Annotated in this window: 24 protein-coding genes and 1 tRNA gene; 10 read left to right on the plus strand and 15 right to left on the minus strand. The window is 65.0% G+C overall.

Annotated features, from left to right (window positions below):
* Positions 1 to 3: 3 nt before the first annotated feature.
* Positions 4 to 3,135 (minus strand): class I SAM-dependent DNA methyltransferase, encoded by a 3,132-nt coding sequence (locus QNA11_RS01445; protein ID WP_283481671.1) that lies wholly within the window; start codon positions 3,133 to 3,135, stop codon positions 4 to 6.
* A gap of 88 nt (positions 3,136 to 3,223) precedes the next feature.
* Between QNA11_RS01445 and QNA11_RS01450 the strand changes: the two genes are divergently transcribed.
* Entirely contained in the window at positions 3,224 to 3,640 is a 417-nt protein-coding gene (locus QNA11_RS01450) for a secondary thiamine-phosphate synthase enzyme YjbQ (protein ID WP_283481672.1), read from the plus strand.
* 326 nt (positions 3,641 to 3,966) lie between these two features.
* Here the strand turns inward: QNA11_RS01450 and QNA11_RS01455 are convergent, their stop codons facing one another.
* The gene (locus tag QNA11_RS01455; RefSeq protein WP_283481673.1) at positions 3,967 to 5,220 is read right to left on the minus strand and encodes an FAD-dependent monooxygenase; all 1,254 of its coding nucleotides are present in this window, start codon (positions 5,218 to 5,220) and stop codon (positions 3,967 to 3,969) included.
* 181 nt (positions 5,221 to 5,401) lie between these two features.
* Between QNA11_RS01455 and QNA11_RS01460 the strand changes: the two genes are divergently transcribed.
* From QNA11_RS01460 to rlmH, 3 genes are all read left to right on the plus strand, one after another.
* Positions 5,402 to 6,373, plus strand: a complete 972-nt coding sequence (locus tag QNA11_RS01460; protein ID WP_281931441.1) for a quinone oxidoreductase family protein — start codon at positions 5,402 to 5,404, stop codon at positions 6,371 to 6,373.
* A gap of 483 nt (positions 6,374 to 6,856) precedes the next feature.
* The gene (gene rsfS, locus QNA11_RS01465) at positions 6,857 to 7,282 is read left to right on the plus strand and encodes a ribosome silencing factor (protein WP_202072579.1); all 426 of its coding nucleotides are present in this window, start codon (positions 6,857 to 6,859) and stop codon (positions 7,280 to 7,282) included.
* 116 nt (positions 7,283 to 7,398) lie between these two features.
* A complete protein-coding gene (gene rlmH / locus QNA11_RS01470) occupies positions 7,399 to 7,878 on the plus strand; it encodes a 23S rRNA (pseudouridine(1915)-N(3))-methyltransferase RlmH (protein WP_283481674.1) in 480 nt (159 codons plus the stop codon).
* Between the two features lie 101 nt (positions 7,879 to 7,979).
* Here the strand turns inward: rlmH and QNA11_RS01475 are convergent, their stop codons facing one another.
* The gene (locus tag QNA11_RS01475) at positions 7,980 to 8,429 is read right to left on the minus strand and encodes a hypothetical protein (protein ID WP_283481675.1); all 450 of its coding nucleotides are present in this window, start codon (positions 8,427 to 8,429) and stop codon (positions 7,980 to 7,982) included.
* A 187-nt stretch (positions 8,430 to 8,616) separates the two neighbouring features.
* Between QNA11_RS01475 and QNA11_RS01480 the strand changes: the two genes are divergently transcribed.
* Positions 8,617 to 9,912 (plus strand): adenylosuccinate synthase, encoded by a 1,296-nt coding sequence (locus QNA11_RS01480; RefSeq protein ID WP_283481676.1) that lies wholly within the window; start codon positions 8,617 to 8,619, stop codon positions 9,910 to 9,912.
* A 256-nt stretch (positions 9,913 to 10,168) separates the two neighbouring features.
* Here the strand turns inward: QNA11_RS01480 and QNA11_RS01485 are convergent, their stop codons facing one another.
* The 9 genes from QNA11_RS01485 to QNA11_RS01525 all read right to left on the minus strand — a co-directional run bounded on the left by QNA11_RS01485 (position 10,169) and on the right by QNA11_RS01525 (position 18,784).
* Positions 10,169 to 12,877: a sensor domain-containing protein gene (locus tag QNA11_RS01485; RefSeq protein ID WP_283481677.1), complete on the minus strand. Its 2,709-nt coding sequence runs from the start codon at positions 12,875 to 12,877 to the stop codon at positions 10,169 to 10,171.
* Positions 12,870 to 13,349, minus strand: a complete 480-nt coding sequence (locus tag QNA11_RS01490) for a hydrogenase maturation protease (protein ID WP_283481678.1) — start codon at positions 13,347 to 13,349, stop codon at positions 12,870 to 12,872. The genes QNA11_RS01485 and QNA11_RS01490 overlap by 8 nt, the downstream gene beginning before the upstream one ends.
* Entirely contained in the window at positions 13,346 to 14,863 is a 1,518-nt protein-coding gene (locus tag QNA11_RS01495) for a nickel-dependent hydrogenase large subunit (RefSeq protein ID WP_283481679.1), read from the minus strand. Before QNA11_RS01495 ends, QNA11_RS01490 begins: the two co-directional genes overlap by 4 nt.
* A 1-nt stretch (position 14,864) precedes the next feature.
* The gene (locus tag QNA11_RS01500; protein ID WP_283481680.1) at positions 14,865 to 15,806 is read right to left on the minus strand and encodes an NADH-quinone oxidoreductase subunit B family protein; all 942 of its coding nucleotides are present in this window, start codon (positions 15,804 to 15,806) and stop codon (positions 14,865 to 14,867) included.
* Between the two features lie 150 nt (positions 15,807 to 15,956).
* The gene (locus QNA11_RS01505; RefSeq protein ID WP_283481681.1) at positions 15,957 to 16,685 is read right to left on the minus strand and encodes a YkgJ family cysteine cluster protein; all 729 of its coding nucleotides are present in this window, start codon (positions 16,683 to 16,685) and stop codon (positions 15,957 to 15,959) included.
* A 248-nt stretch (positions 16,686 to 16,933) separates the two neighbouring features.
* Positions 16,934 to 17,356: a group II truncated hemoglobin gene (locus QNA11_RS01510; RefSeq protein WP_283481682.1), complete on the minus strand. Its 423-nt coding sequence runs from the start codon at positions 17,354 to 17,356 to the stop codon at positions 16,934 to 16,936.
* Positions 17,357 to 17,737: 381 nt separating this feature from the next.
* The gene (locus QNA11_RS01515; RefSeq protein ID WP_283481683.1) at positions 17,738 to 18,094 is read right to left on the minus strand and encodes a hypothetical protein; all 357 of its coding nucleotides are present in this window, start codon (positions 18,092 to 18,094) and stop codon (positions 17,738 to 17,740) included.
* A 90-nt stretch (positions 18,095 to 18,184) separates the two neighbouring features.
* Positions 18,185 to 18,475, minus strand: coding sequence for a YARHG domain-containing protein (locus QNA11_RS01520; RefSeq protein WP_283481684.1), 291 nt, complete (start codon positions 18,473 to 18,475; stop codon positions 18,185 to 18,187).
* Between the two features lie 233 nt (positions 18,476 to 18,708).
* A tRNA-Glu gene (locus tag QNA11_RS01525) sits at positions 18,709 to 18,784 on the minus strand.
* A gap of 109 nt (positions 18,785 to 18,893) precedes the next feature.
* On the opposite strand from QNA11_RS01525, the gene QNA11_RS01530 reads away from it, so the two are divergent.
* The 3 genes from QNA11_RS01530 to QNA11_RS01540 all read left to right on the plus strand — a co-directional run bounded on the left by QNA11_RS01530 (position 18,894) and on the right by QNA11_RS01540 (position 21,683).
* The gene (locus QNA11_RS01530; RefSeq protein ID WP_283481685.1) at positions 18,894 to 20,189 is read left to right on the plus strand and encodes a glutamate-5-semialdehyde dehydrogenase; all 1,296 of its coding nucleotides are present in this window, start codon (positions 18,894 to 18,896) and stop codon (positions 20,187 to 20,189) included.
* Between the two features lie 233 nt (positions 20,190 to 20,422).
* Positions 20,423 to 20,692 carry a GIY-YIG nuclease family protein gene (locus tag QNA11_RS01535; RefSeq protein ID WP_349362218.1) on the plus strand — a complete coding sequence of 90 codons (270 nt, stop codon included), beginning with the start codon at positions 20,423 to 20,425 and terminating at the stop codon, positions 20,690 to 20,692.
* A gap of 424 nt (positions 20,693 to 21,116) precedes the next feature.
* On the plus strand, positions 21,117 to 21,683 hold the full coding sequence (locus QNA11_RS01540; protein ID WP_283481686.1) for a nicotinate-nucleotide adenylyltransferase: 567 nt from the start codon (positions 21,117 to 21,119) through the stop codon (positions 21,681 to 21,683).
* On the opposite strand, the gene QNA11_RS01545 is transcribed toward QNA11_RS01540, so the two are convergent.
* The 3 genes from QNA11_RS01545 to QNA11_RS01555 form a co-directional block, all read right to left on the minus strand.
* Positions 21,684 to 21,983 (minus strand): hypothetical protein, encoded by a 300-nt coding sequence (locus tag QNA11_RS01545; protein WP_202072610.1) that lies wholly within the window; start codon positions 21,981 to 21,983, stop codon positions 21,684 to 21,686.
* Positions 21,984 to 22,062: 79 nt separating this feature from the next.
* Positions 22,063 to 23,409: a 30S ribosomal protein S12 methylthiotransferase RimO gene (gene rimO, locus QNA11_RS01550; RefSeq protein ID WP_283481687.1), complete on the minus strand. Its 1,347-nt coding sequence runs from the start codon at positions 23,407 to 23,409 to the stop codon at positions 22,063 to 22,065.
* 443 nt (positions 23,410 to 23,852) lie between these two features.
* A complete protein-coding gene (locus tag QNA11_RS01555; protein ID WP_283481688.1) occupies positions 23,853 to 24,110 on the minus strand; it encodes a hypothetical protein in 258 nt (85 codons plus the stop codon).
* On the opposite strand from QNA11_RS01555, the gene QNA11_RS01560 reads away from it, so the two are divergent.
* A complete protein-coding gene (locus QNA11_RS01560) occupies positions 24,097 to 25,080 on the plus strand; it encodes a beta-ketoacyl-ACP synthase III (protein ID WP_283481689.1) in 984 nt (327 codons plus the stop codon). The two genes, QNA11_RS01555 and QNA11_RS01560, sit on opposite strands and share 14 nt — an antisense overlap.
* A gap of 240 nt (positions 25,081 to 25,320) precedes the next feature.
* Complete coding sequence (gene ftsY, locus QNA11_RS01565; RefSeq protein WP_283481690.1) at positions 25,321 to 26,397, plus strand: signal recognition particle-docking protein FtsY; 1,077 nt, start codon at positions 25,321 to 25,323, stop codon at positions 26,395 to 26,397.

Consider the following 26,397-nt stretch of genomic DNA (forward strand, 5'->3'; position numbering starts at 1 on the left):
CGATCAGCCCTCCGCCGCTCTCTTCAAATTCAGCTCCAGCAGCTTGGCCAGCGCGTCTTCAGTTGAAATATCCTCGGGCCAGCCATAGGCGGCGGTCACGGCGCGGTCGAGCTTGTCATGCGCGTTGACGAGCCATTGCGGGCGCTGGTTGTAGAGATTGGTCAGCGTGCGCTCTTTGAGCTTCACGGCGGCTTGCGCGTCTTTCGGCAGGATGCGGTCGGGATAGCCCGGAACGACCTCGGGAACGATCTCGACGAGGTCCGGCGGATTGAGCCAGTTGCGCCGCGCCTCGTCCAGCGCCCGCGCGGCCTCGGCGATGCGCTGGGCGCGGGGATCGTCGGCGTAATCGGCGGCGGGGATGTTGGGCGTAAGGCCTTCGGGGAAGGGGAAGGTTTCGAAGGTGGTGGTGGGCGTGTAGCGGGGGCGGTCTTCGAGCGACGTGCCGAGCCGCAGCGACCACGCCTCGTGGAAGCGCGAATGGAGGATGCCGAAGGTCGTGTCGTCGTCGCGAGCGATGGCGATGAGTTGATGATCGGCGCAGACGCTAGCGAGCTCCCAGCCGAACAATCGGTGTTTCGCAACGGTTGGCGTCACAATGTAACGCGCCTCCCCGCCGTCATGCCCGGCCTTGTGCCGGGCATCCACGCCGTCGTGCGCGGCGGCCTGGCGTGGATGGCCGGGACGAGCCCGGCCATGACGCGCCGAGAGCGCGTTGATCGCATCCCACATTTCTGGGCGAGGGCGCTCATGCCGCCACCAGCTTTTCGCGTACCCGCGTGATTGGATGGCTTCGCGCGCCGGTCGTGCGTGCTCGCATATATACTGAAAGGGCTCCTCGTAGAGCGCCGCCTCTTCCTCGCTCATCGTCCAGCCGAAATCGACGATCCACATGTCGCGCGGGCGGCGCGTGACGTCGATGCCGTTGGCCCAAGGGCGCAGCACGTCGCTATTGGGCCCGCCATTGGGATTTAGCGGCGCCTTCAGCCACGAACGCGCAAGCTCGCCCGGCACATCGAAAGCGCCGCCCTTGGTGTCGCCCATGAAGGCGACGCCCTCATTCTCTTTCAGCCGCTTCGCACGCGTAAGATCGGCGCCCCGCGCAGTAAGATCGGCGTTGATCGTTCCCACGACCGCGCCATCGAGCCGGCGAGCAACCTCATCCTGAGGAGCCTGCGAAGCAGGCGTCTCGAAGGACGAGGTTGCGTGATCCGCCCTCGTGCTTCGAGACGCGCCCTTCAGGCGCTCCTCAGCATGAGGGCTTGGTTGCGAGGCTGCGCCACCCGCCCTCGTGCTTCGAGATGGGCGCTGCGCGTTCTCCTCCGTATGAGGGTGCGCAAAACACACGATGCTCACCCGCACCGCCGCGCCCTCGACCGTCCACGGCTCGTCGCTCCACGCCTCGAAGATCGCGCCCGCCTCGGCGATCGGCTCCAGCACGCGGCGATTGGCGCCGCCGCGAATGGAATTCGTCGCAACGAGGCCGGCGCTTTTCGCGCGGCCAGAACACACCATGGCCCACGCCTTGGCGAACCAGTAACAGACAAGATCGGCCTCGGCGGGCATACGGCCGTCATAGGCGGCGAAAAGCCGATCGACGTAGCCGTCGCCCAACCCCCTGCGCAGCAGCTTCCCGCCCAAAAACGGCGGGTTCCCAACGATAAAATCCGCCTCCGGCCACGCCGCCTCTTTCCCGTCCGCCGTCAGCACCGCGTCTCGTTGCTCGATGGAATCGAGCTTTTTGAGAAACGGCTGCGGGCGGGTGAAGATGGCGTTCTTGATCGCCCACTGAATGTCGCCGATCCAGATGGTCGTGCGCGCCAGCTCGGCCGCAAAAGGGTTGATTTCGATCCCGTGCAGAATTTCCGGCCCCACGCGCGTCGTGGGGCGGTCGAGGCCCAGCGTCTCGCAATCGTTGATCGCCGCATATTCGAGGTCCTTCACGCCCTGCAGCGCGAGATAGAGAAAGTTGCCCGAGCCGCAGGCGGGGTCGAGTATGCGCAGCTTCGTCAGCCGCTCGATGAAATCGTCGCGAAGCTTCTCGGCTTTCGCGCGCGCGGCGGCGATCTTCTTTCCCTGATTGCGCGCGCCCTCGCGGCCCGCGAGACCCGCCTCGCGCGCGGGAGCCATCGCCCTCTCGATCTCGCCCCGCACATCGGCCCATTCGCGACGCAAGGGCCGCAGCACGACCGGCTCGACGATGAGCATGATCTTTTCGGGATCGGTGTAATGGGCGCCGATCTGCGCGCGCTTGTCAGGATCGAGAAAGCGCTCGAACAGCGTGCCGAAAATGGTCGGGTCGATGAGGCTCCAATCGAGGCTCGTGGCGTCGATGAGGTTTTGGATGTCGACATGCGCCAGCGGCAAGGCGCGGCTGCCGTCGAAGAGCCCGCCGTTGAACCAGGCGATCTCGGTCAGGTCCAGCTCGCCGCCCTTCTCCATCTGCTCGAAGAGCTTGTCGAAGTAATCCTTCGATTTCGCCGGTCGCCGCTCGCACGTGAGCAGCAGCTTTTTCAGCAGGCCCTCGGGGAGAAGCTTCACGCTGTCGGCGAAGAAGCAGAAGACGAGCTGGTTGACGAAATGCGCAACCGCCTCTCGATCCGGGTGGCGGCTCTGCAGCGCGTCGGAGACGGCCTGGAACTTATCGGCGGCGTCGCTCGTGAGCTTGGCGCGCGTGCGGACAGGCTTCAGCGCCTCCGGCTCGTGAAAGACCGCGCGCAGCAGCTTGAATTTTTCCGGATCAGCGAGTTCTTCGAGCTCGAACTCGTATTTTTTGGTTTCGAGATTGGTCCAGGTCGTCTTGATCTGGAAGCGGATGGTGTCGCAGGCGACGAGCAGCGGCGGGCTTTCGAGCGAGGCGGCGTAGCGCGTGAGCTGCGCCATGGCGTCGTCGAGATTGCGTTTGCGCTTCTTATATTCCCAGGCGAAATAGCCCTTCTTCCAGACATCCGCCCAGCCGTCGCCGCCGCCGACGATGGCCGCGCCCTTTTCAAAGGTGAATTCCTTGCCGGTCGGATCGACCTCGGCTGGCGTGGGATGGCCGAAAAGATGACACAGGTCGATGAAATGCTCCTGTGCGGCCGCGCGCTCGGTCAGCGCGTGGTTCTTCCATTTGCGAATGAATTCATGCGGCGTCATGGCCGGTGACTAGCACAATTCCGGCGCAGGCACCGCTCCCCGGCCAGGCCCGCTGGACTTTCCCGCGCGCTTACGCACATCTCTCGTCATGCGACAAATGACGAGACTCCTCAAAATCGAGACAGGCGGGCGCGGCTTTTACGAGTTCACGTCGGGGCTCACGGATTTTGTGCGCAGCGCGCGCATGGGCGAGGGGCTGCTGACGGTCTTCTGCCGGCACACCTCGGCGTCGCTTCTCATTCAGGAGAACGCCGATCCGAGCGTTTTGCGCGATCTGGAGAATGTCTTCGCGCGGCTCGCGCCCGAGGGCGCGGATTATGCGCACGACACGGAAGGGCCTGACGACATGCCGGCGCATATTCGCGCGGCGCTGACGCAGACGCAGTTGTCGATCCCGATTATCGGCGGCGCGCTGGCCCTTGGCGCGTGGCAGGGCGCCTTCCTCTTCGAGCACCGGCGGCGGCCGCATCGGCGCGAGATCGCCTTGCATGTGATCGGGGAATAAGGACGGCTGTCAGTCCCGGCGCTTCGCGCGATAGGGCTCCAGAATAGAAACGACGTTATTTTGGCCCTGGATTCCCGCCGGGAATGACAAGTCTCCGCTCGATTGGTTCGGCGCCATCCCCGACGCTCGCGCCGTTCGGACACACAGGGACACACCGCTGTCATTGCGAGGAGGCGGAGCCGACGAAGCAAACCAGAGCCGCATCGCCGCCCTGGATTGCTTCGCTGCGCTCGCAATGACGGGCTCTGGGCAAAATCAGCGCTCTGGCTCTGGATTCCCGATCGGGCCTTTGGCCCGTCGGGAATGACACGGCTCCAAGTCGGCGGCTAACCGGCGTGAGCGCGCACGGGGTGGCGCATCATTCGGGGCAGCACAAGATGCGGCAGCACGCCCTCGCGGATCACCGCCCGGCGCAACGGTCCGAGCGCCGCCACGGCGATGAAGCTTGCGCCGCGGAAGAGATCGACCGGCAGATAGGGGATGATGAGCGAGCGGTTGAGCACGTCGACGCCATTGGTGCGGAAGCCGATGTCGGCGCGGCGGTGGCGATCGTAGCGGATAAGCGCGCGCGAGAGCTCGCGCTCGTTGCGCAGATCGACGCTCGCAAGGCAGTCTTCGAGATCGGCGACGTCGCGCAGGCTGAGGTTCAACCCTTGCGCGCCGATCGGCGGGAAGATGTGGCAGGTCTCGCCGACGAGCGCCAGGCGGCCTTTGGCGTGCTGCGACACCTGCATCCCGCCCATGCGGAACTGGCCGATGTCGCTTTCGATCTTCATCGCGCCGAACTCGGACTTGGCGTAGTCCTCGATCTCATATTCCAGCTCCTCGCGCGGCTTGGCGAGGCGGCGGCGCGCATCGTCGACGCTCATCAGCCAGACGAGGCTCGAACGATGCGGCGCGTCCTCGCGCGGGGGCAGCGGCACCAGCGTGAAGGGGCCGGAGCGCGTATGCCACTCGGTCGAAATATTGTCGTGCGGGAACTCGTGCCGCAGCATCATGGTGAGCGCGACCTGAGGGTAGGTCCACTCTTTCACGTCGATGCCGGCGACGGCGCGCGCGCGGCTGTTGCGGCCGTCGGCGGCGACGATGAAATCCGCCTCCAGCCGCCGTCCGTCGGCGAGCAAAGCGGCGGCGCAAGCGCCATTGACCTCATAATCGGCGATGTCGGCGTCGATGAACTGGATCTCCGGATGCGCGCGCACGAGGTCGAGCAGCACGCCGACGAGTTCGTCGTTGGAGATATTGACGCCCAGCGCCGGCAGGTCGATCTCGCTGGCGCGCAGCGTCAGCTCCGGCACGGGAAAGAGCTGATCCGTGTCGTCGATCATGCGGATGCCCTCGATCGGGCAGGCGAGCGCCTTCACCTGCTCCAGCGCGCCAAGCGCGTCGAGGAAGCGGACGGAGGCCTCGAAGAGCGCGATGGTGCGGCCGGGCAGGGGCGGCGGAATGCGGCCGACCAGCGCCGTCTTGAGCCCCGAGCGCGCAAAGGCCAGCGCCGCCGCGAGCCCGGTCGAGCCGGCGCCGGCCACGAGAATATCGGTCTTCGTCGTCTCGCCGGTCGGCGCGGAAGGCTGGGTCATCGCTCATGATCTCCTTGATCTTCGCGCTCTCTATATAGGGGGAGGCGCGCAAGGGCGAGGGCGGTTGCGCGCGCCTAAGGTTGCGGCTTTGAGCTTTGCGAGTTTGGGCGGTAAATGGGGCGACAGGCGGGACGGTCTCCCCGGTTTTTCCCGCCGTTTGCATTGGCGAGTGGAGGTTTCGATGGTCAAGGCGATTCGCGTGCACCACCCGGGCGGCCCCGAGGCGCTGCAGCTCGAAGAGGTGGACCTGCCGGCCCCGGGGCCGGGCGAGGTGCAGATTCGCCATCGCGCCATCGGCGTGAACTTTATCGACATCTATCGCCGGACGGGAGCGTATCCGGCTCAATATCCTTTCATTCCCGGCCATGAGGGGGCGGGGCAGATTGTCGCGGTCGGCGAGGGCGTGACCGACTTCGAGGAAGGCGACCGCGTCGCTTATGTGGGCGCGCTCGGCGGCTACAGCGAGGCGCGCAACATCGCCGCCGATTCGGTGATCCATCTGCCCAAATCGGTGAGCTATGAGCAGGGCGCCGTGGTGATGCTCAAGGGCCTCACCGCGCAATATCTCCTGCGCCGCACCTTCCGGGTGAAGAAGGGCCATCGCGTGCTGGTGCATGCCGGGGCGGGCGGCGTCGGCCAGCTTCTGTGCCAATGGGCGGATGCGCTCGGGGCCAAGGTCATCGCCACCGTGGGCTCGCCCGATAAGGCGGAGATCGCTCTCAAAGCCGGCGCGCGGGACGCGATTCTTTACCGCACCGAGAAATTCGAGGAGCGCGTGAAGGAGATCACCAAGGGCAAATTATGCGACGTCGTCTATGACGGCGTCGGACGCGCGACCTTCCCGGCTTCGCTCGACTGTCTCGCGCCCTTCGGCTTGTTCGTGAGCTTCGGCTCGGCTTCCGGGCCGATCGAGAGCTTCGACATCGGGCTGTTGACGCAGAAAGGCTCGCTCTTTGCGACCCGGCCCTCGCTGTTCGACCATATCGCCAAGCGCCGCGACTATGAGGATATGGCCGAGGACATGTTCCACGCCATCAAGAGGGGCCATCTGACGATCGAGCCGCCGCAAAGCTTTCCGCTGGCGGAGGCGGCGCAGGTCCATGCGGCGCTCGAATCGCGCCAGACGGCGGGATCGATGGTGCTGATTCCCTGACGCCGTTCCTGCCTGAATGGCGCGCGTTGGGAAATCCGGAGCTGCCGGTCCAATCGAGTGATTCGGGGGGTCCTAGCTCGATTGGATGACTTCCGAATTACAATTCATGCTTGTGTTGCCGATTGGCCACGCGCGAAACGGAGTCGGTTGTAAATTGCTCGCAACATTTTGAAATCATGCTCATTTCTAGTGGGCATCGGGTCGTTGGGCGTTGAAAAATCCAGTGGAAAACCGGGGTTTTTGGCGCTCCAGCTCGAGCCTGCGACGAAAAAGCCGCGAGCATTTTTCCCAAAATGGGCTATCTTGAATATGTTCCGGCTTTGAGGTTCCTCCCACCTCTCGATTAGCCCGAACCGCCTCAAAGACCCGGCCGTCGACGCCGGGTTTTTTTCGGCTCCCGCCCGGCAGCCGGGCCAGTTTCATGTTGCAATACGGGACAAAGAGTCCCATCCTCTAGGCGCGGCCGGAAATTGGCCGTGAAGCATGAGGGTTGCAACGCTGTCGACAAGTGTTCATCCGGGAGCGGGCGTCACCGTCTCCCAGCCGAAGATCGGCGCGCGAGCGCCGCTTGGCGGCTCGATCGTGCAAAATGTCCTCAACGCCCTGGACGAGACAAAGGCCGAGGACATCATCTCCATCGATCTGCGCGGAAAGACGGCGCTCGCCGATGAAATGATCATCGCGACGGGCCGCTCGACCGTGCATGTCGGCGCCATTGCCGACAAGGCGATCAAGGCCTTCAAGGCGGCGGGCGTTTCGGCGCGCGTCGAGGGCCTGCCCCAGTGCGACTGGGTGCTGATCGACGCCGGCGACATCATCGTCCACATTTTCCGTCCCGAGGTGCGCCAGTTCTACAACCTCGAGAAAATGTGGGGCGGCGATCGCCCGGTGGAGATGCGGCTGGTCTGACGCATCATCCCCAAAAGTGCGCAGCGGTTTTGGGGGAAAGATGATGCGAAAGAGCGCATCATCCCCAAAAGTGCGCAGCGGTTTTGGGGCAAAGATGATGCGAGAAAGATAGCCGCGTGCGATTGGGCATCATATGCGTGGGCCGGTTGAAGGCCGGCCCCGAGCGCGAGATCTACGCGCGCTACGCCGAGCGCATCGCCGCGCTGCGGCGCATCGGGCTTGACGGCCTCGATCTCAAGGAAATCGACGAAAGCAAAGCCAAGAGCCCGGCCGAGCGCATGGCGCGCGAGGGCGAGGAGATGCTCGCGCTGCTACCGGAGGAATCGGCGCTCGTCGTCTTCGACGAGCGCGGCAAGGCGGCGGATAGCGCGGCTTTCGCCGCCTTCATCGGCCGCGAGCGCGATGCGGGGCGCAAGGCCATGTGGTTTGCGATCGGCGGCTCGGAGGGGCTCGATGCCCGCGTGCGGGCGCGGGCGACGGCGGTGTTTTCCTTTGGCGCGATGACGCTGCCGCATCAGATTGTTCGCATACTGGCGGCTGAGCAGATTTACCGGGCGATGACGATTTTATCGGGCCATCCGTACCATCGGGCGTGAGCCTCTCGCCGTCATTGCGAGGAGCCAAGCGACGAAGCAATCCAGAGCCACATTGCTGCCCTGGATTGCTTCGCTTCGCTCGCAATGACGGATCTAGCCCCCTACACCCGCTGCTCATGCATCGTCTTCTGCAGCCGGCCCATGGCCTGCTCTACTTTCTGGAAATCGCCGCGCAAGGCTTTCAGCGCATAGCGTTCCTGGTCGATCTCATGCTGGGTGCGGAAGCCCAGCCGGCGCAGCAGCGGCAGCGGCGGGCACCAGCCCTGGACGGCGTGCTGGAACAAGAACCCGGCGACGAAGACCGGCACGGCGAGCCAGCGGCGATCGGCGACGATCCCCGCCGCGAGACCCGCGAGGGCCAGCGTCGAGGCGTTGGCTTCGAGCGCGCGCTCGACGTCCCATTCGCGATCGAGCTCGTCGATGCGCTCGTCGATCTTGCCGGGATGCAGCGCGAAATAGACGAGCCGCTCCGTCATCGCCTCGTGGATCATGCGGTTGACGGCATCGCTCGTGTGGTTCTGGACGCGATCGACGGCTGCGGCTGTGGCCATGGCGGGGACCTCTCCTGACCAAGCGCCAACCGGCGAGCCGCCGCGAAGTTCCCTCGGGCGGACCGTCGGCGGCGCGGGGATTACGGTCTTTACCGCCCCGCCGTCCTGCGCTAAACCTCACCCGTAACGAGCCCTTCGCGTTACCGCGTGGGGCTTTTGCCGTTTTAAGAAGCGTGAAGACAAGATCATGGCGAATGTGGCGGTGGTCGGCGCCCAATGGGGCGACGAGGGCAAGGGCAAGATCGTCGACTGGCTGTCGCTGGAGGCGGATGTCGTCGTGCGCTTCCAGGGCGGCCACAACGCCGGCCATACGCTCGTCATCGACAGCACGACCTATAAGCTCGCGCTGCTGCCCTCCGGCATCGTCCGGCCGGGCAAGCTCTCGGTCATCGGCAATGGAGTCGTGGTCGATCCGCATTTCCTCGTGGGCGAGATCGAGCGGCTGCGGGCGCAGGGCGTCGAGATCGCGCCGGAGAATTTCAAGGTCGCCGAGAACGCGCCGCTCATCCTGTCGCTGCATCGCGAGCTCGACGCTCACCGCGAGGAGGCTTCGGGCGGCGGCGCCAAGATCGGCACGACCAAGCGCGGCATCGGCCCCGCCTATGAGGACAAGGTCGGCCGCCGCGCCATCCGCCTGATGGACCTCGCCGAGCCGGATACGCTCGACGACAAGATCGAGCGCGTTCTCGCCCATCACAATCCGCTGCGCCGGGGCCTCGGCCTACCGGAAGTCGCGCCGCAGACGCTGCGCGAGGAGCTGCTCTCGGTCGCGCCGAAAATCCTGCCCTTCATGGACGCAGTGTGGGATTTGCTCGACGATCAGCGCCGCGCCGGCAAGCGCATCCTGTTCGAGGGCGCGCAGGGCGTGCTGCTCGACGTCGACCACGGCACTTATCCCTATGTCACCTCGTCCAACACCGTCGCGGCTTCGGCGGCGAGCGGCTCGGGTCTGGGGCCGGGGGCGATCGGCTATGTGCTCGGCATCGCCAAGGCCTATACGACGCGTGTCGGCGGCGGGCCGTTCCCGACCGAGCTGACCGACAGCATTGGCGAGCTGATTGGCGACCGCGGCCATGAATTCGGCACCAATACGGGCCGGCGGCGGCGCTGCGGCTGGTTTGACGCGGTGCTGACGCGCCAGGCGGTGAAGACCTCCGGCATCAACGGCATTGCGCTCACAAAGCTCGACATTCTGGACGGCTTCGACGAGATCAAGATCTGCACGCATTACATGCTCGACGGCAAGCGCATCGACCGCCTGCCGGCCTCGCAGTCGGCGCAGGCGCGGGTGACGCCCGTCTATGAAAGCTTCCCCGGCTGGAAGGAGACGACGAGCGGCGCGCGTAGCTGGGCGGAGCTTCCGGCGCAGGCGATCAAATATGTCCGCCGCATCGAGGAGCTGATCGGCGCGCCCGTGGCGCTGCTCTCGACGAGCCCCGAGCGCGACGACACAATTCTGGTGCATAATCCTTTCCAGGATTGACGGCTTCGGCTTGAGCGGCTCGCATTGGGGAGTGTCATTTCTGGCCGACGCTCGCGCCGTTTGGACAGGCAAGAAATCACCGCCGTCATTTGCGAGGAGCGCAGCGACGAAGCAATCCAGAGCCGCATCGCCGCCCTGGATTGCTTCGCTTCGCTCGCAATGACGGGCTCTGGGCAAAACCGCGCTCTTGCGCCCTGGATTCCCGATCGCTCGCTTCGCGAGCGATCGGGCATGACGTGCGCGAGCGGGAGGCGCGTTAGGCCCGGCGCCGGTGGCGCCCGCCGGGCTTTTCATCGGCCGGGCCGGTGCGCGGCAGGAGCTGGGTCAGCGGGGCAGGCGCGCCATGTTGCGTGAGGAGCGCTTCCATGCCCGCGGCGTCGAGCGGGCGGCTGAATAGAAAGCCCTGCGCTTCCTCGCAGCCTAAACCCTTCAAAAACTCGGCTTGAGCCGCAGTTTCGATTCCCTCCGCCAGGACTTTCAGATGCAGGCTGTGGCCCAGCGCGACGATCGCGCGGGTGATCGCCGCTTCATTCTCGCCGCTGGGAAGATCGGAGACGAAGGAGCGGTCGATCTTCAGCTTATTGACGGGCAGGCGTTTCAGATAGGCCAGGGAGGATTGCCCCGTTCCGAAATCGTCGATCGCCAGCGATACGCCGCAAGAGCGAAGCCCGTCGAGAACTTTCACGTTCTTCTGGGCTTGCCGCATGACATAGGTCTCGGTGATCTCTAGCTCGAGAAATTTGGACGGCAATCCCGTCTCGGCCAGGACATCCGCCACGAGGCCGACGAGATCCGAGCGCTCGATCTGCACGCCGGAAATATTCACGGCGATGCGATGCAGCCCCAATCCCTTGCGCATCCATTCCATCGCCTGGCGGCAGGCGGCGCGCAGCGCCCATTCGCCGAGCTGCGTTATCAGGCTCGTCTCTTCGGCGATGGGAATGAATTTATCGGGCGGAATGATCCCGCGCTCGGGGTGGCGCCAGCGCAAGAGCGCCTCGGAGCCGACGAGCCTTCCGTCGGCGAGATCGACTTGCGGCTGATAGTTCAGGTACAGCTCGCCCTGTTCCAGCGCCTTGCGCAGCTCGCCTTCCAGGAATTGCCGCTCCTGCGCCTGATCGGTCAGATGCGATCTGTAGAACAGATATTTGCCGCGCCCTTCCTCCTTGGCTTGATACATCGCGAGATCGGCGTTCTTGATCAGCGTCGCCGAGTCTTCGCCGTCGCCAGGATAGCAGCTCAGGCCGATCGACGCGCCGACCTCCAGCCGATGGCCTTGCACGATGAAGGGGCTGGATAAAACCGCGATGATCTTGTGGGCGACCTCCTGGCCGTCCTCCGGACCTTGGGTGTTTTGCAGCAGCACGACGAATTCGTCGCCGCCCAAACGGGCGATCATGGCGCCCTGCCGCAGGTTCTGCATCAACCGCCGCGCGACGGCGCGCAGAAGCTCGTCGCCGATCGGGTGGCCCAGGCTGTCATTGATATATTTGAACCGATCGAGGTCGAGAAAGAGCAGACACATTTTTCTCCCGGTCCGATGGGCCAATTTCATGGCCTGCTCGCAGCGTTCGTTGAAGAGCTGGCGGTTGGGAAGATCGGTAAGGGAGTCGTAATAGGCCAAATGGTGGATATGCGCCGCCGAACGCTTCTGCTCGGTCAGATCGTAGAAGACGCTGATGTAGTTTTTCACGCTGCCGTCGCCGTCGCGCACCGCCGAAATATTCTGCCAAAGCGGGATGCTGTCGCCGTCCTTGCGGCGATCCCAGATTTCCCCGTGCCATTCGCCCTCGCTCTTCAGCTTGCTCCAAAGCTGCTTGAAGAAGGCCGTGTTGTGCCGTTTCGATCTGAAGATATTCGTTCTCTTGCCGATGACGTCGTCGGGGGCGTAACCGAGAATACGGCTGAACGCGGGATTGACCTTGATGATCCGCGCCTCTGCGTCGGTGATCACCACGCCGTTCAGGCTGGTTTCGAAAACGCTGGCCGCCAGGTTCAACTGCTCGTCGGTCTGCCGCTGGGCGGTGACGTCCTGCAGGGTTCCGTTCGCCCGTACTGGTCTTCCGTTTTCGTCGCAGAGCGTCACGCCCCGGAGCTGCGCCCATTTGATCCTGCCGCCCCCGAGACGGAGGCGGCAGCTTGCGTTGAAAAGGCGACGGTCGCGGATCGACGCCTGGAAGGCTTCGTCCACCGCCTGGCGGTCCTCCGGATGGATGATTGCGAGACAATCGTCGTATCGTCGTGGCAGCGCGCTCGTCTCGCAGATATGGGCCATTTCCTCGGACCGATAGATCACCTCATTCGTGGTCAGATCGAGTTCCCAGCGGCCGATTTGGGCGATGCGCTGCGCTTCCCTTAGCTCCCGCTCGCTGTCGAGCAGCGCGTCATGTTGCTTCTTGATCGCGGTGATGTCGGTGGCGCAGACGACGGCGCCTTCCTCCTTGCCCTTGGGGTCGTGCTGGAGGGTCGCTTCCAGCCAGTAGAAGCGATACTGGCCGTCTTTCGCGAGGAGCCGATGTTCGGCCGCATAGGAGCCTGCGCCGCGCACGCGCTCGAACAATGGCGAATGCGCCGGCCAGGGCAGGCGGGGGAGCGATTGCTCGAGCCGGCGCCTTTCCTCCGGCGGCAGCCATTCGTCGAGGACGCGCTCCGCGATCTCTCCCTCCGGCGCGCATAAGTCGACCGAGAAGCGACGATTGACTCGGCCAATCCGTCCCTCGGGCCCGAGAACGATCAAGAGGGCGCTGGACGTGTCCATCACGCGCTGGGTGAAGTTCGCCAGATTGGCCTGCCGCTGATTGGCCTCCTGCAGGGCCTCCGCCTGCAGCTCCATCGTGCGCAGCATCTCGTCCGTCTGCGCGGCGTCGAGGCTCATCTGCTCCTGAATGGCGGCGTTGGCGAGGCGGAGCGACTCGACCTCGGCGCGCAGGCGTTCCACTTCTTGTGTGAGCGCGTCTTCACTCATGGCGGTCATTCTCGAAATAGGCGCCGAGCAGCATGGCGACCTCGTCCACGGCGCGCGCGACCGGCTTTGAAAGCCCAATGTGAAATGGCGTAATAGTCTCGACTTCCGCCCCGATGATCTTAATGGCCGGGGAGGTTTCGGGAAATGCGGCGAGCGCGCGCAGGACATAGCCGAGGCCGAGCCCGTGAGCCGCCGGCGTCGCTTCTTCCATGATCGCGGCGAGGGAGGGCCGATGCACGCGGCCTGGCCTCCCTGCGGGCGCCAGGGCGTCGACGACGATGACTTCGTCGCAGTCCTCGAAGAGCGCCAGCGCCGCCGGGCCGGGCGCGCCTGCTTCTGTCAGGCGTAGATCGGGCGGGCGCTCGCGCGCCGCCAGCCGTTCATAGACCGCCGGGCCGAAGCCGTCGTCGCCATGCAGCGGATTGCCGAAGCAGACGATATGGCGCCGGATGATGGAGGGGCTCTGGTTCATGCGTTGAAATGAACCTTCCTCCCGGTGTCCAGCATATGGACCGTGCAAACCAGACAGGGATCGTGGGACCGGATGATATGGCCGATCTCGACGGGGTCGTCGGGGTCGCGCACCTCGACGCCGACCAGGCTCTGCTCCCAATGGCCGGGCTGGCCGACGCTGTCGCGCGGCGAGGCGTTCCAGGCGGTGGGCGTGACGATCTGATATTTTTCGATGACGCCGTCTTTGATCTTGATCCAGTGGCCGAGCGCGCCACGCGCCGCCATGATCAGGCCGTAGCCGTCGCCATCGGATTCATTGGCGGGCGGGATGAAATGCTCTCCCGCGAGATCGGCGGCGAGTTGATCGAGCATGCGCCGCGCATGCAGGAATTCATGGGCGATCCGCCGCGCCCGCGCGAATTGCCGCAGCCAGGCGCCGCCGCCCTCCAATTCGTTGAGCGAGGCGATCAAAGGATCGCCGCCGATCAGCAATTCCGCGAGCGGGCCGGTCTGGACGACCTTGTCGCCATAGCGCGGCGCCTTGGACCATGTGTATCGATCGCCGCCGGGCTCGTAATTGGGGATGGTTTCGCCGTTCCACGGATGCCGGCCGCCCTCATAGTGGCGGAACCAGGAATGGCGCACATGCTCATTGATCTGGGTCTGATCGAGCGGCGCAATCGCCCCCGTCTCGCCATCGTAAAAGCCGGACGCCAGCAGAGTCGCGTCGGCGTCGGTCGTCGCAGCATCGCGCCAGGCGCCGTAGCTCAACATATGTTTGGCGCCCGCCGCCGAGCGATGCAGCCCCAGAGCGCGCACGCAGCGGCTGAGCATGCCGAGCGCGCTCGTTGCATGGGCGGGCGCGTCGAGCCAGGCGAAATAGTCTTCCGCTTTGTCGAGCGCCAGCCAACGCTCGAGCGGCGCGCCAATGATGCGCTGCTCATACCAGCGCTGCGCGTCGTCCAGCACGGCGCGGCAGGCGGAAATCCGGCGCAGATCGGCGGGAAGCGTCACGCCGCCGGGGGCCATATAGGAGGAGTGCGGCCACTGTCCGCCGAAATGCGCCACGATCTGCACGACCTTCCGCGTCACCGCGAGGGTTTCGAGATAGATCGTTCCGCGAAACGGCTCGAAGGCGGCCATGATCTCGTCGAACCAGGGTTCGGCGGCGTAGCGCGGATTGCAGAAATCCGGCGTGAAGAACAGGAAGGTCTGGCGCAGGTCGTTCTGAATGCCTTCCGCCATCAGACAGAGATTGCGGATGCGCGTGGCGTTGGGCGGCGGGACCGCGCCCCAGGCGCGCTCCAAAGCGAGCGCCGACGAATAGAGATGCGCGGTTCCGCAAATGCCGCAGACGCGCGGCGTGATCACGAGGGAGTCGCGCGGCGCCCGGCCGATGAGAATCTGCTCGAAGCCGCGATACATCGTGCCGATGGTGCGGGCTTCCGCCACCACGCCGTCGTCCAGCGTCACGGCGAGCTCGAGATCGCCCTCGACGCGGTTGAGGCTGACATTGAGTTCGACGCGCGCCATGTCAAACGTCCATCTTTTTGTTTCGGACGCGCGCGGGCGCGGCGGCGCGGGCGAGATTCTTATAGGCCATGTAGCGGGCGCGCTCGACGCCGACCGGCAGGCGCAGCGGAATGTCGCCGATCTTCGCCGTTGCGAAGAGGTCCGTTTCGCGCGGGAAATTGGGCGCCGTGCAGCCGAAGCAGGGGACGCCCGCACGCGTCTTGCTGTTGACGCCGTTCCAAAGATCGCTGTTGCAGACCGCCTGCGTCAGCGGGCCCTGGCAGCCGAGATTGTAGAACAGGCAGGCGCGACCACCCAGCTCCAAGTCCTCGATGTCATATTCGTGGTATTCGTTCCGCGTGCAGCCCTGATGCGCCAGCGTGCTGAAGAAGGCGCTCGGCCGGTTCAGCGGATCGAGGGCGAGCGGCAGGTCCTGGGCGATCGCCTCCAGCGTCTGGGTCATGGCGTGGGGATGGGCCGGGCAGCCGGCGATATTGATGACCGGCAGGCCCGAACCGGCGCGCCAGTCCGCCGGCAAAAGGCCGCCCGGCGTCTCCCGGTCGAATTGCAGGCCGATGCAATCGGCGGGGTTGGGGCTCGCCGCGTGAACGCCGCCGAAACTGGCGCACGTGCCCATGGCGACGACGATATTTGCGCGCCGGGCGAGCGCGCGCGTGATCTCCATACGCGCCCGGCCCCGGTAGCTGTCGTAAAGGCCGGTGCCGCGCGGCGCGGTGATGACGCTGCCCTCGACGCAGAGGATGTCGAGCTTTTGGGCGCCCGACGCGATGTTTTCGATCAGCGCGTCGAAACGCTTCATCGGCGCATGCGAGAGGGAGGGGTGCCAGAGCAGCTCGATCCCGCAGGAGGCGAATAATTGCTCGAAGCTCGGCGCTTCAGCGCTCAGAATTGCAAGCGAGTCGCCGCCGCAGGCCCCGGTCTGCAACCAGAACAAGGTTTTCACGAGCGCCTCTCTCCATCACGCGCACGCCGCGATTAGGCGCTCAAAAGCTTGAGACTTCTTGAATGGTTTAGCTAGCCCTAAAATTCGCGGCTTGGTTGAGTAAGGCCGTTCGGTTGCTGTCCGGCGCCAGCGAACGCCGTTTTTTTTAAATCACGCGATCCCGTCAAAAAGCGCGGCGGCCTCGCCGAGATCGAATTCGGCGATGAGCGCGGGAGACAAAGGGTCTTCGCCGCCGAGCCAGGACTCGATCGCCGCGGGAGCCCGCAAGGCGATCTCCAGCGCTTTGGTGATCTCGTATAGACCCCAGGCGAGGCCCGACTGGCGCATGGCGTTCATCATGGCGTTTTGCACGAGACTGCGCACGACCAGATGCGGCGTCGATACGGTCGCCTCGTCTCCCTCGCCGTCGGCCGCCGAAATGCAGGCGAGCTTATCCAACGCCGCATGACCGCGGCACGCAAGCGGGCGGAGCCGATAGGCGAGGCAGAGGTCTTTCTCGATCAGCGGGCAATAGTGCTTGGCCGCCAAGCGCGACGCTTCGTCCAGGCTTCCAACCGCCTTTGCCGCCTCGGCGATGCGGCGCGGAAGGTCGATCCCCCGCGCCTCGAACGCCGGGGCGTTGACGTCCACGAAACGGGCCAGCAGGAAAACCTCGGGCGCCGTCGCCACGACGCGAAGGCGGCAGCACGCCGCGCATTCGCCATGACAGGCGATCGCCGGCGCGCCTTCGGCCTGGATGACGACATTTTTCTCGAAAAGGTCGAAAGCCTGCGCGCAAAGGGCGCCGACGAGATCAGCCTGGTTGCGTCGCGCGGCGACCGTATCGCCGAACGCCCGGCTTGTCGCCCGGAAGAAGGAAGCGGGCCCGTCCTTGCGCATATTTTCGAGTCCCTGTCGTTAGAGCGCATTCCGCAAAACTCGATAGACTTTTGCGAAATGCGCTCCAGCTTTCTCGTCCATCCGCAAAACCTATATCCCAGTTTGGCGACGACCTGCGCGGCGCGCTAGGGGAGTGGATTCCGGTGCTGGACGCTTGCTGATAATAGCCGGCGCCGAGCCGTGCAACGCTGGATGGCGGTCAAGGGCAAAACTCTAGGCGCGGCGACGCCGTCGCGAGCGGCGCGGCGTCAATGCGCTTTGTCGTGCGCGTTGTCGGGATCGTTACGCATCCAATCGGCGAGCTTGGCGAGCGCCTGCGCAATCGATCCTCGCGCCGCCGGATCGGTTATGCACGCGTCCAGCGCCGCGTCCATGCAGATGAGCCAGGCGTCGCGCTCCGCGGGGCCGATACGGAAACGCGCGTGACGCATTCTGAGCCGCGGATGGCCGCGTTTCGCCGAATAGTTCGCGGGGCCGCCCAGCCATTCGGTCAGATAGAGCTTCAGGATCGCCTTGGTCGGACCGAGGTCTGTCGTATGCATGACGCGTATCCCCCGCGCCGCCTCCATTGTGTCCATGTTGCGGTAGAACGCTTCCACCAATTGGTCGACAGTGGAGGCGCCGCCGATATGGTCGTACAAGGTCGCATTCTGAGCGTTATTCGTCGTCATCTCCGACTTCCAGCAACATGGGCGCCAGGGCGAGGCCCTCATAGCATTTGCGGTTGAACAGCGCGCATCGGGTTGTCATTCCCGACAAGCCGAAGGCCCGACCAGAGCCCGTCATTTCGAGCGAAGCGAAGCAATCCAGGGCGGCGATGCGGCCCTGGATTGCTTCATCGGCTTCGCCTCCTCGCAATGACGGCGGCAATCCAATCGAGCGGAACGCATATTATTCGTCGGCCCTCCCGACGATCATGCGGCGGCGCAAGGCGATGGAGGCGAGGGCAATTTGCTTTCCTAAAAGAAAACGGATCGAGAGCTTCGTCTCGATCCGTGTCTCTTGTGCGCTTTCCGCGCGCATGAGGTCATGCGCGCGAGTGCGGCGTTCGATTACCAGTGGCCGTGATGACCGCCGCCGTGATGGCCGCCGTGATGACCCCATCCGCCGTGATGTCCCCACCCGCCATGGTGACCCCAGCCGCCATGATGACCCCAGCCGCCGTGGTGGCCCCAGCCGTAACCGCCGCCCCAGCCATAGCCGCCGTGGTAATGGCCGGAATGGCTCCACCAGCAGCGGCCGTAGCGGCAGACCCAGACTGCATGAGCCTGCTGCAGCCCCGCAGAGTCGTTCGACTGCGCGAGCGCGTCCTTCGAGGCCGCGGGCATGGCCGAGGCGGTGAGCGGATTGGCGGCGAGCGCCGCGATCGCGACAAGCGACGCAGCCATCGTTTTGGCGTATGCGTTCATGTAAATCCTCTCGGTTACGGGGTTAAAAAAAGCAGAGTCGCCGGCGCGCTTTCTGATCGCGCGCAGGATTTCATGCGAGCGGAAAGCGCGCTAGTTGCAGCCATTGCGGCTTTCCCACATCTGGATTTCATTTACCCTGCGGCGCTCCCATCCGCGCAGGTCGCCATAGGGCGGGAAACAGCCGGGGCCGAATTCGGCGCGGGCCCGCGATGTCTTGAAGCAATATCCGTTGCGCGCATAAATTTTGTTGCGCTCGTACCAGAGTTGGCCGCAGGACATTTCCGACGGATGCTGCGCTTTCGCCGGCGCTGCGACGAGCGCCGTCCCGGCGACAACCGCCGCAAAGCTCACGCGCGCGCAAGAGAACCAAAATTGTTTCATTCTTGCTCCTTCATGCGCCCCCGAAGAGAAGCTAAAGGATCTGCTTAACCTTATATTTTCAAATCATTTTATTCGCCGCAGCCCTGTGGGGGCATGACTGGGCGGCGCAACAGTATATTACGCGAGCCTAACGAATGGTTCGAAAATCTCGCCCGTTTTGAGCATTGCCCACAGGAGATCGCAGCCCTGCGCGAAGCCGGGCGCGCACGCGGCGCGGAGATGTAGAAGGTAATTGGCGCTCCCTAGGGGACTCGAACCCCTGTTTTCGCCGTGAGAGGGCGACGTCCTAGACCGCTAGACGAAGGGAGCGGGGAGCCGCTCTATAGACCGGCCGGAGCGGCTCGGCAAGGGCCTCGCCGAGACTTTCGCGCTTTCTTTTGCCGTGATAGCCATCGGGCCTGATTTTGGGACGATGACGATGACGCAGATCCTGACCAAAGAAACGCCCGAGGCGAAAAGCCTCGAGGCCGCGCTTGCCGCCCTTGGGCGCGCCGCCCGCAAGGCGGCGCGGGCCGTGGCGCTCGCGCCAGCGCAGGTCAAGGATCAGGCGTTGCGCGTCGCGGCCTCCGAAATCCGCCGCCAGAGCGGCGCGATTCTCGCCGCCAACGCCCTCGATGTCGCTGACGCGCGGGCGCGCGGAACGGCGGGCTCCTTCATCGACCGGTTGACGCTCGACCCCGGCCGCGTCGAGGCCATCGCCCGGGGCGTCGAGGAGATTGCGGATTTGCCGGACCCGGTCGGACGGCTGCTCGCGCGATTTGAGCGGCCGAACGGCCTTGTCATCGAACGCGTCGCCACGCCGCTCGGCGTCATCGGCGTGATCTATGAGAGCCGGCCCAATGTGACTGCCGACGCCGGCGCTTTGTGCCTCAAGGCCGGCAACGCCGCGATTCTGCGCGGCGGCTCGGAGAGCCTGCGCTCGTCGCGGGCGATCCATGCCTGTCTTGTCGTGGGCCTCGCCGCCGCCGGGCTGCCGGAGGCGGCGATCTCGCTCATCGAGACGAGCGACCGCGCCGCAGTGGGCGCCATGCTCGCCGGGCTCGACGGCAATATCGACGTGATCGTGCCGCGCGGCGGCAAGAGCCTCGTCGCGCGCGTCCAGCATGAGGCGCGCGTGCCGGTCTTCGCACATCTCGAAGGCATCGTGCATGTCTTTGTCCATAGGGACGCCGATCTCGACATGGCCAAGCGCGTGCTGCTCAACGCCAAGATGCGCCGCACCGGCGTTTGCGGCGCGGCGGAGACGCTCCTCGTCGACAAAGCTTGCGCCGGGACGCATCTCGCGCCGCTTATTGCCATGTTGATCGACGCCGGCTGCGACGTGCGCGGCGACGCGGCGGCGCAGGCCGCGGATGCGCGCGTGAAGCCAGCGACGGAGGAGGACTGGCGCGCCGAATATCTCGACGCGATCATCGCCGCGAAAGTGGTGGACGGCGTCGAGGCGGCGATTGAACACATCGAGACCTATGGCTCGCATCACACCGACTGCATCATCACGCGCGACGACGCTGTGGCGCAGCGCTTCATGCAGGAAGTCGACTCGGCGATCGTGCTGCACAACGCCTCGACGCAATTTGCGGATGGCGGCGAGTTCGGCTTCGGGGCGGAAATCGGCATTGCGACCGGCCGCATGCATGCACGCGGGCCGGTGGGGGTGGAGCAACTGACCTCGTTCAAATATCGCGTGCATGGCGCGGGGCAGGTGCGGGGGTAGAGCCGCATATTGCGGGTGCGTCGCTGTCGCTCTGGATTCCCGCTTTCGCGGGAATGACATTCGGGCTCTTTTACGGGAATGGCGCCTGTGGGCGACTGTCATTCCCGGCGGGCTGAAAGCCCGACCGGGAATCCAGAGCCGGGATGACTGACTTGGGGTTACTCTGGCTCCCGGTCGCTTGCTTAACCGTTGAGCGCGTGAGCAGCGCGATGGAACGAGCTTACTTTGTCTATATGCTTGCCAGCCGCCGGAACGGGACGCTCTATATCGGCGTAACAAACGATCTTGCCCGAAGGGTTCGCCAACACAAGATGAAGCAGCTTCCCGGTTTTACGTCCAGGTATAACGTGCAGATGCTTGTCTGGTACGAGACCTACGCCGATGTCACTGAAGCGGTCACCCGAGAGAAGCAGTTGAAGAAATGGGAGCGCTGCTGGAAGTTGGAGCTGATCGAGAGCGTCAATCCGATGTGGCGGGATCTTTATCTGGATCTCAATTGCTGAGCGTGGCGTTGCTGCTCTGGATTCCCGCTTTCGCGGGAATGACAGTGGGCGTCTTTCGCGGGAACGGCGCTGGGAGCGCCTGTCATTCCCGGCGGGCCGAAGGCCCGATCGGGAATCCAGAGCCGGCACGACGATCTCGCAGACAGCCCTGGGTCCCCGATTACGAGTTGAAACCTGACCGTGTGAAGGGATTTCAACTTCCCAGTATTGCGTTGCTGCTCTGGATTCCCGCTTTCGCGGGAATGACAGTGGGCGTCTTTCGCGGGAACGGCGCTGGGGCCGCCTGTCATTCCCGGCGGGCCAAAGGCCCGATCGGGAATCCAGGGCCGGCACGACGATCTCAGATGTTGCTCTGGGGCAATGCATCAGGCGCGGGGCTCAAATTTTGAGCCCGCCGCCTCGCCTCCCGCCCCACGCGCCCGGCATGCGCATCGGCCTCTTCGGCGGCTCCTTTGATCCACCGCATGAAGGCCATGTTCTCGTCTCGCGGATCGCCTTGACCCGCCTGCGGCTCGATCGGCTGTGGTGGCTCGTTACGCCCGGCAATCCGCTGAAAGACACGCACGGCCTCGCGTCGCTCGACGCGCGCATCGCCGCGGCGCGCAAGACCGCGCGCGATCCGCGCATCGTCGTCACGGGGCTCGAGGCGGAGATTGGCGCGCGCTATACCGCCGACACGCTGCGCTTTCTGCACAGGCGCTGCCCCGGCGTGCGGTTTGTCTGGATCATGGGGGCGGATAATCTCCTGCAGTTCCATCGCTGGCGGCGCTGGGAGGAGATCATGCGCACGACGCCGATCGCCGTGATCGACCGGCCGGGCGCGACGCTGAAAGCCGCCAGCGCGAGGGCGGCGCTGCGTTTTCCCGGCGCCCGCATAAGAGAGCGCGAGGCGCCGCTGCTGGCGAAGGCGCGGCCGCCGGCGCTCGTCTATCTGCACGGGCCGCGCAGCCCGTCGTCCTCGACGGCGCTGCGGCGGAAGGCCGGGCGCTGATTACTTCTTCTCGAAGAGCGGCAGAATCCAGTGCTTATAGGCCCAGAAGCTCGCTGGAATGCCGATGAAGATGGCGACCCACATCATGGCCGAGTTGTCGATGCCGTTCTCGTAGAAGCTGCTGCCTTCCTGAACAGCTTGCGAGTAGGGATTCCGGACGAACAGCGTCAGCACGAAGGAGCCGATGATGATCGCGCCGGTGACATAGAAGAAGCTCTTCGGAATGAGGAGCGTCGGCGGCGGATTTCGTCCGGGCTTCTGGTTCTGCTGCGGGCGGCTGTCCTTGGGGTCTTCCGACATCTTCTTTGCTCCCTGAGCGTTTTCCTCAGCTCTCAATATGGGCCAGGGCGCAGGCTTACGCCATAGGCCCGGGCGAGGCTCAGCCCGCTGCGCCGTACACATCATAAGCGTCGGCGCGATCGACCTTGATCGTCACCAGATCGCCCGGGCGCAGCGGGCGGCGCGAGGCGACGAAGGCGGTTCCGTCGATCTCCGGCGCGTCGGCCTTGGTGCGGCCCTTGGCGAGGGCGCCCGTGGGGCCGCCGCCCGCCTCGTCGATGATGACCTGCAGGCGCTTGCCAACCTTGCGCTTCATCAGCCGGGTCGAGACCGCCTGCTGCTTTTCCATGAAGCGCTTCCAGCGGCTTTCCTTCACCTCGTCGGGCACGGGCGCGAGGCCGAGGTCGTTGGCTGGGGCGCCGGCGACGGGCTCATATTTGAAGGCGCCGGCGCGGTCGATCTCGGCTTCGTCGAGCCATTGCAGCAGCATCTCGAAATCCTCCTCGGTCTCGCCCGGGAAGCCGACGATGAAGGTCGAGCGCAAAGCGAGGTCGGGGCAGGCGGCGCGCCAGCTCTTGATGCGGGCTAGGGTCTTCTCTTCATTCGCCGGCCGCTTCATCGCCTTGAGCACATTGGGCGCGGCGTGCTGGAGGGGGATGTCGAGATAGGGAAGGACCTTTCCTTCCGTCATGAGGTCGATGACCTCGTCGACGTGAGGGTAGGGGTAGACGTAGTGCAGCCGCACCCACATGCCGAGTTCGCCGAGCTCCTTGGCGAGATCGAGGAAACGCGCACGCACGGCCCGGTCGCCGAATTGGCTCTCCGCATAGCGCAGGTCGCGGCCATAGGCGCTGGTGTCCTGCGAGATCACCAGCAATTCCTTGACGCCGGCGCGCGCCAGCTTTTCGGCCTCGCGCAGCACATCGGCGGCCGGGCGCGAGACGAGCGGGCCGCGCAGATGCGGGATGATGCAGAAGGAGCAACTATTGTCGCAGCCCTCGGAGATTTTCAGATAGGCGTAATGGCGCGGCGTGAGCTTCACGCCCTGCTCGGGCACGAGATCGACGAAAGGATCATGCGCGGGCGCGGCGGCGCGATGCACGGCCTCGACGACGCTCTCATATTGCTGCGGGCCGGTGACGGCGAGAACGCCGGGGAAGCGGTCGGTGATGGCCTCGGGCTCGGCGCCCATGCAGCCGGTGACGATGACCTTGCCATTTTCGGCGAGCGCCGCGCCGATGGCTTCGAGCGACTCGGCCTTGGCGCTGTCGAGAAAACCGCAGGTGTTGACGACGACGACATCCGCGCCGGCGTGATGGCGCGCGAGCTCATAGCCTTCGGCGCGCAATCTCGTGACGATGCGCTCGCTGTCGACAAGCGCCTTGGGGCAGCCCAGCGACACGAAGGAAACGCGCGGGGCGGCGGCCGATTTTGGATTTTCCTGCATCGCGCCCGATTGCCATGGCGCGCGGCGAATAGCAATGGACCGCGAGCCTTTGGGCTCGCTCGAAAAATGCGATTGCCGGGAGAACCGCTCGACGCCCCTCGTGCTTCGAGACGCCTGCTGCGCAGGCTCCTCAGCATGAGGGGCTTATACAATTTCCTTCAAACACTTAGGCCTCATCCTGAGGAGCGAGCGAAGCTCGCGTCTCGAAGGGCGAGGCCGTCTCGGAGATTATCTACAAAATGATGCGAGCCTGAAGGCTCGCGGTCCGAGGGGTCAGACTGTCAGGGCGCCGACGAGGGCGTAGATGGCGACGAGCGCGAGAACGAGGGCGTGAATCATGGACGCAAACTCCAACTGAAGCGCGGCAAGGCGTTCGAAATTTTCTATTATTGGAACCGGACGGCGGCCCGCCGCTCTGGTATCTCGTTAATAGTTTCGAGAGCTTAAGAAAAAGTTTCGACCGCGCGGAATTCGCAGGTCGAGAGTTTGGACGTCCGCTCCCGCCATGCCGCGGCAGAAGCTTTTTTATGGGTTTGAAACAATGCCTTAATAAGCGACGGCAAAAATCCTTTGCGCTTCTTGCGCGCGCCACTATGAATAGCCGCGCCGGAGCCTTCCGGGCGCGAAGGGCGCCTTGGCTCGTTAACGCTTGGCGCGCCGCCCGAGCCTTTCAGAAAGACCCTGACCTTGCCGAATTCCATTGTTCTCGGGACCGGTTCCTATGCGCCCGAGCGCGTCCTCTCCAACGCCGATCTGGAGAAGATGGTCGCCACCAACAGCGAGTGGATCGTCAGCCGCACCGGCATAAAGGAGCGGCATATCGCCGCCGATCACGAGGCGACCTCCGACCTCGCTGCGGCGGCCGCGCGCAAGGCGCTGGATTTTGCGGGCGTCAGCGCGGCGGAAGTGGATATGATCGTTGTCGGCACGGTGACCGGCGACACGCCGACGCCGTCCTGCGCCGCCTATGTGCAGGAGCTGCTCGGCGCGCGCAACGCTTTCTGTTTCGACGTCGCCGCCGCCTGCGCCGGCTCGCTCTACGGCCTCACCATCGCCGACCAGTTCATCCGCACCGGCATGGTCAAGCGCGCGCTGGTCATCGGCGCCGAGACCTTGAGCCGCTACGTGGACTGGACCAACCGCGAGACCTGCGTGCTCTTTGGCGACGCGGCCGGCGCGATCCTGCTCGGCGCGACGGAGGAGGAGGGGCACGGCCTGTTGGCGGCGACGCTCCGGACGGACGGTTCTATGACAAATATCCTGGGCATCCCCGGCGGGGGCAGCCGTCTTCCGTTGTCGGAAGAGATGCTCGCGACCAAAGACAGCAAGATCAAAATGCGCGGCCGCGAGGTCTATCGGGTCGCGACAAGGCTGCTGCCGGACGTGGTGGCGGAGACCCTGGCCAAGGCGGGACTTTCGGCCGATGACGTCACTCATGTCATCGCCCATCAGGCCAATCAGCGCATCATCGAGTCCGCGCTCGACAATCTCGGCGTGCCCCGCGACAAATGCTGGATCAACATCGACCGCTTCGGCAATACGTCGAGCGCCTCCATGCCGATCACGCTGGACGAGGCCAATCGCGCCGGCAAGCTGAAGAAGGGCGACATCATCGCCATGATGGCGATCGGCGCCGGCATGACCTGGGGCGGCGCTGTCTTGCGGTGGTGAGGCTGCGGGGGGGTGAGAAGGCTCAGGCAGGCGGACTTTGCGTCCGCCCGCCCTCGAAGGGCCATACGGCGATACGCCGCCGCAACGCGGCCCCCGTAACATCTAGGCGCGCGCCTGCCTGAGAAAAGCGTGGCGCGACAATAATTTGATAGCGAAGTTTTTCGTAACGGCGCATTCCGTGCGCGTCCTGCTGGCCCTTTATGCCCGACTGGTGTAGGCATTTCGTCAATCGAGGGACGCATGAGCACGGACGCAGACGGGTCTAAAAAGCGTGGCATGTTCGCCCGCCTCTTCGGCAGGGGCGGCGCGGAGCCGGCGGCGGAGGCGCCCGAGGCGCCGGTCGAGGAGACGCCGGAGGAAGCGCCAAAGCGCTCCTGGTGGCAGCGGCTCACCGGCGGCCTTTCGCGAACCTCGCAGGCGATCAGCCAGGGCGTCACCGATATCTTCACCAAGCGCAAGCTCGACGCGCTCAAGCTCGAAGAGCTGGAGGATGTGCTGCTGCGCGCCGACCTTGGCGTCGGCGCCACCTCGCGCATCATCGACGCCGTCGGCAAGGCGCGCTACGAGAAGGACATCGCCCCCGAAGAGGTGCGCGCCATTCTCGCGCGCGAGGTGGAGGCGGTTCTCACGCCCGTCGCCCAGCCCCTGGAGATCGACGAGACGAAGAAGCCTTTCGTTTTCCTGGTCGTGGGCGTCAATGGCTCGGGCAAGACGACGACCATCGCCAAGCTCGCCGCGAAATGGCGGGGCGAGGGCAAGAAGGTGGTGCTCGCGGCGGGCGATACGTTCCGCGCCGCCGCCGTCGACCAGCTCAAGATCTGGGGCGACCGGCTCGGGGCCGAGGTTGTCGCGGGCAAGGAGGGGGCGGACGCCGCCGGTCTCGCCTTCGACGCCATCAAGCGCGCCCGCGAGACGGACGCTGACATTCTCCTGATGGACACCGCCGGACGCCTGCAAAATCGCGCCGAGCTGATGGCCGAGCTTGAAAAAATTGTCCGGGTCATGAAAAAAGCCGATCCGGAAACCCCACATTCGGTGTTGCTGGTGCTCGACGCCACCGTGGGGCAGAACGCGCTCCAGCAGGTCGAGATTTTCGGCCGTGTGGCGGGCGTCACTGGTCTCGTGATGACCAAGCTCGACGGCACGGCGCGCGGCGGCATTTTGGTGGCCATCGCCGAGGCTCATGGCCTGCCGATCCACTTCATCGGCGTCGGCGAAGGCCAGGACGATCTCGAGCCCTTCACCGCCCGCGATTTCGCCCGCGCGATCGCCGGCCTGAATGAGGAAGACGCGCCGGAGGCGGCGCCGGAAAGCTGA

It is taken from the genome of Methylocystis sp. JR02 (assembly GCF_030063565.1).
In the GTDB taxonomy this organism is placed as follows: domain Bacteria; phylum Pseudomonadota; class Alphaproteobacteria; order Rhizobiales; family Beijerinckiaceae; genus Methylocystis; species Methylocystis iwaonis.

Excerpts from the sequence above, each read along its gene's own strand:
- QNA11_RS01445 (WP_283481671.1), bottom strand. The coding sequence starts at position 3,135 with ATGACGCCGCATGAATTCATTCGCAAATGGAAGAACCACGCGCTGACC.
- QNA11_RS01450 (WP_283481672.1), top strand. The coding sequence starts at position 3,224 with ATGCGACAAATGACGAGACTCCTCAAAATCGAGACAGGCGGGCGCGGC.
- QNA11_RS01455 (WP_283481673.1), bottom strand. The coding sequence starts at position 5,220 with ATGACCCAGCCTTCCGCGCCGACCGGCGAGACGACGAAGACCGATATT.
- QNA11_RS01460 (WP_281931441.1), top strand. The coding sequence starts at position 5,402 with ATGGTCAAGGCGATTCGCGTGCACCACCCGGGCGGCCCCGAGGCGCTG.
- rsfS (WP_202072579.1), top strand. The coding sequence starts at position 6,857 with ATGAGGGTTGCAACGCTGTCGACAAGTGTTCATCCGGGAGCGGGCGTC.
- QNA11_RS01475 (WP_283481675.1), bottom strand. The coding sequence starts at position 8,429 with ATGGCCACAGCCGCAGCCGTCGATCGCGTCCAGAACCACACGAGCGAT.
- QNA11_RS01480 (WP_283481676.1), top strand. The coding sequence starts at position 8,617 with ATGGCGAATGTGGCGGTGGTCGGCGCCCAATGGGGCGACGAGGGCAAG.
- QNA11_RS01485 (WP_283481677.1), bottom strand. The coding sequence starts at position 12,877 with ATGAGTGAAGACGCGCTCACACAAGAAGTGGAACGCCTGCGCGCCGAG.
- QNA11_RS01490 (WP_283481678.1), bottom strand. The coding sequence starts at position 13,349 with ATGAACCAGAGCCCCTCCATCATCCGGCGCCATATCGTCTGCTTCGGC.
- QNA11_RS01495 (WP_283481679.1), bottom strand. The coding sequence starts at position 14,863 with ATGGCGCGCGTCGAACTCAATGTCAGCCTCAACCGCGTCGAGGGCGAT.
- QNA11_RS01505 (WP_283481681.1), bottom strand. The coding sequence starts at position 16,685 with ATGCGCAAGGACGGGCCCGCTTCCTTCTTCCGGGCGACAAGCCGGGCG.
- QNA11_RS01510 (WP_283481682.1), bottom strand. The coding sequence starts at position 17,356 with ATGACGACGAATAACGCTCAGAATGCGACCTTGTACGACCATATCGGC.
- QNA11_RS01515 (WP_283481683.1), bottom strand. The coding sequence starts at position 18,094 with ATGAACGCATACGCCAAAACGATGGCTGCGTCGCTTGTCGCGATCGCG.
- QNA11_RS01520 (WP_283481684.1), bottom strand. The coding sequence starts at position 18,475 with ATGAAACAATTTTGGTTCTCTTGCGCGCGCGTGAGCTTTGCGGCGGTT.
- QNA11_RS01530 (WP_283481685.1), top strand. The coding sequence starts at position 18,894 with ATGACGCAGATCCTGACCAAAGAAACGCCCGAGGCGAAAAGCCTCGAG.
- QNA11_RS01535 (WP_349362218.1), top strand. The coding sequence starts at position 20,423 with ATGCTTGCCAGCCGCCGGAACGGGACGCTCTATATCGGCGTAACAAAC.
- QNA11_RS01540 (WP_283481686.1), top strand. The coding sequence starts at position 21,117 with ATGCGCATCGGCCTCTTCGGCGGCTCCTTTGATCCACCGCATGAAGGC.
- QNA11_RS01545 (WP_202072610.1), bottom strand. The coding sequence starts at position 21,983 with ATGTCGGAAGACCCCAAGGACAGCCGCCCGCAGCAGAACCAGAAGCCC.
- rimO (WP_283481687.1), bottom strand. The coding sequence starts at position 23,409 with ATGCAGGAAAATCCAAAATCGGCCGCCGCCCCGCGCGTTTCCTTCGTG.
- QNA11_RS01555 (WP_283481688.1), bottom strand. The coding sequence starts at position 24,110 with ATGGAATTCGGCAAGGTCAGGGTCTTTCTGAAAGGCTCGGGCGGCGCG.
- ftsY (WP_283481690.1), top strand. The coding sequence starts at position 25,321 with ATGAGCACGGACGCAGACGGGTCTAAAAAGCGTGGCATGTTCGCCCGC.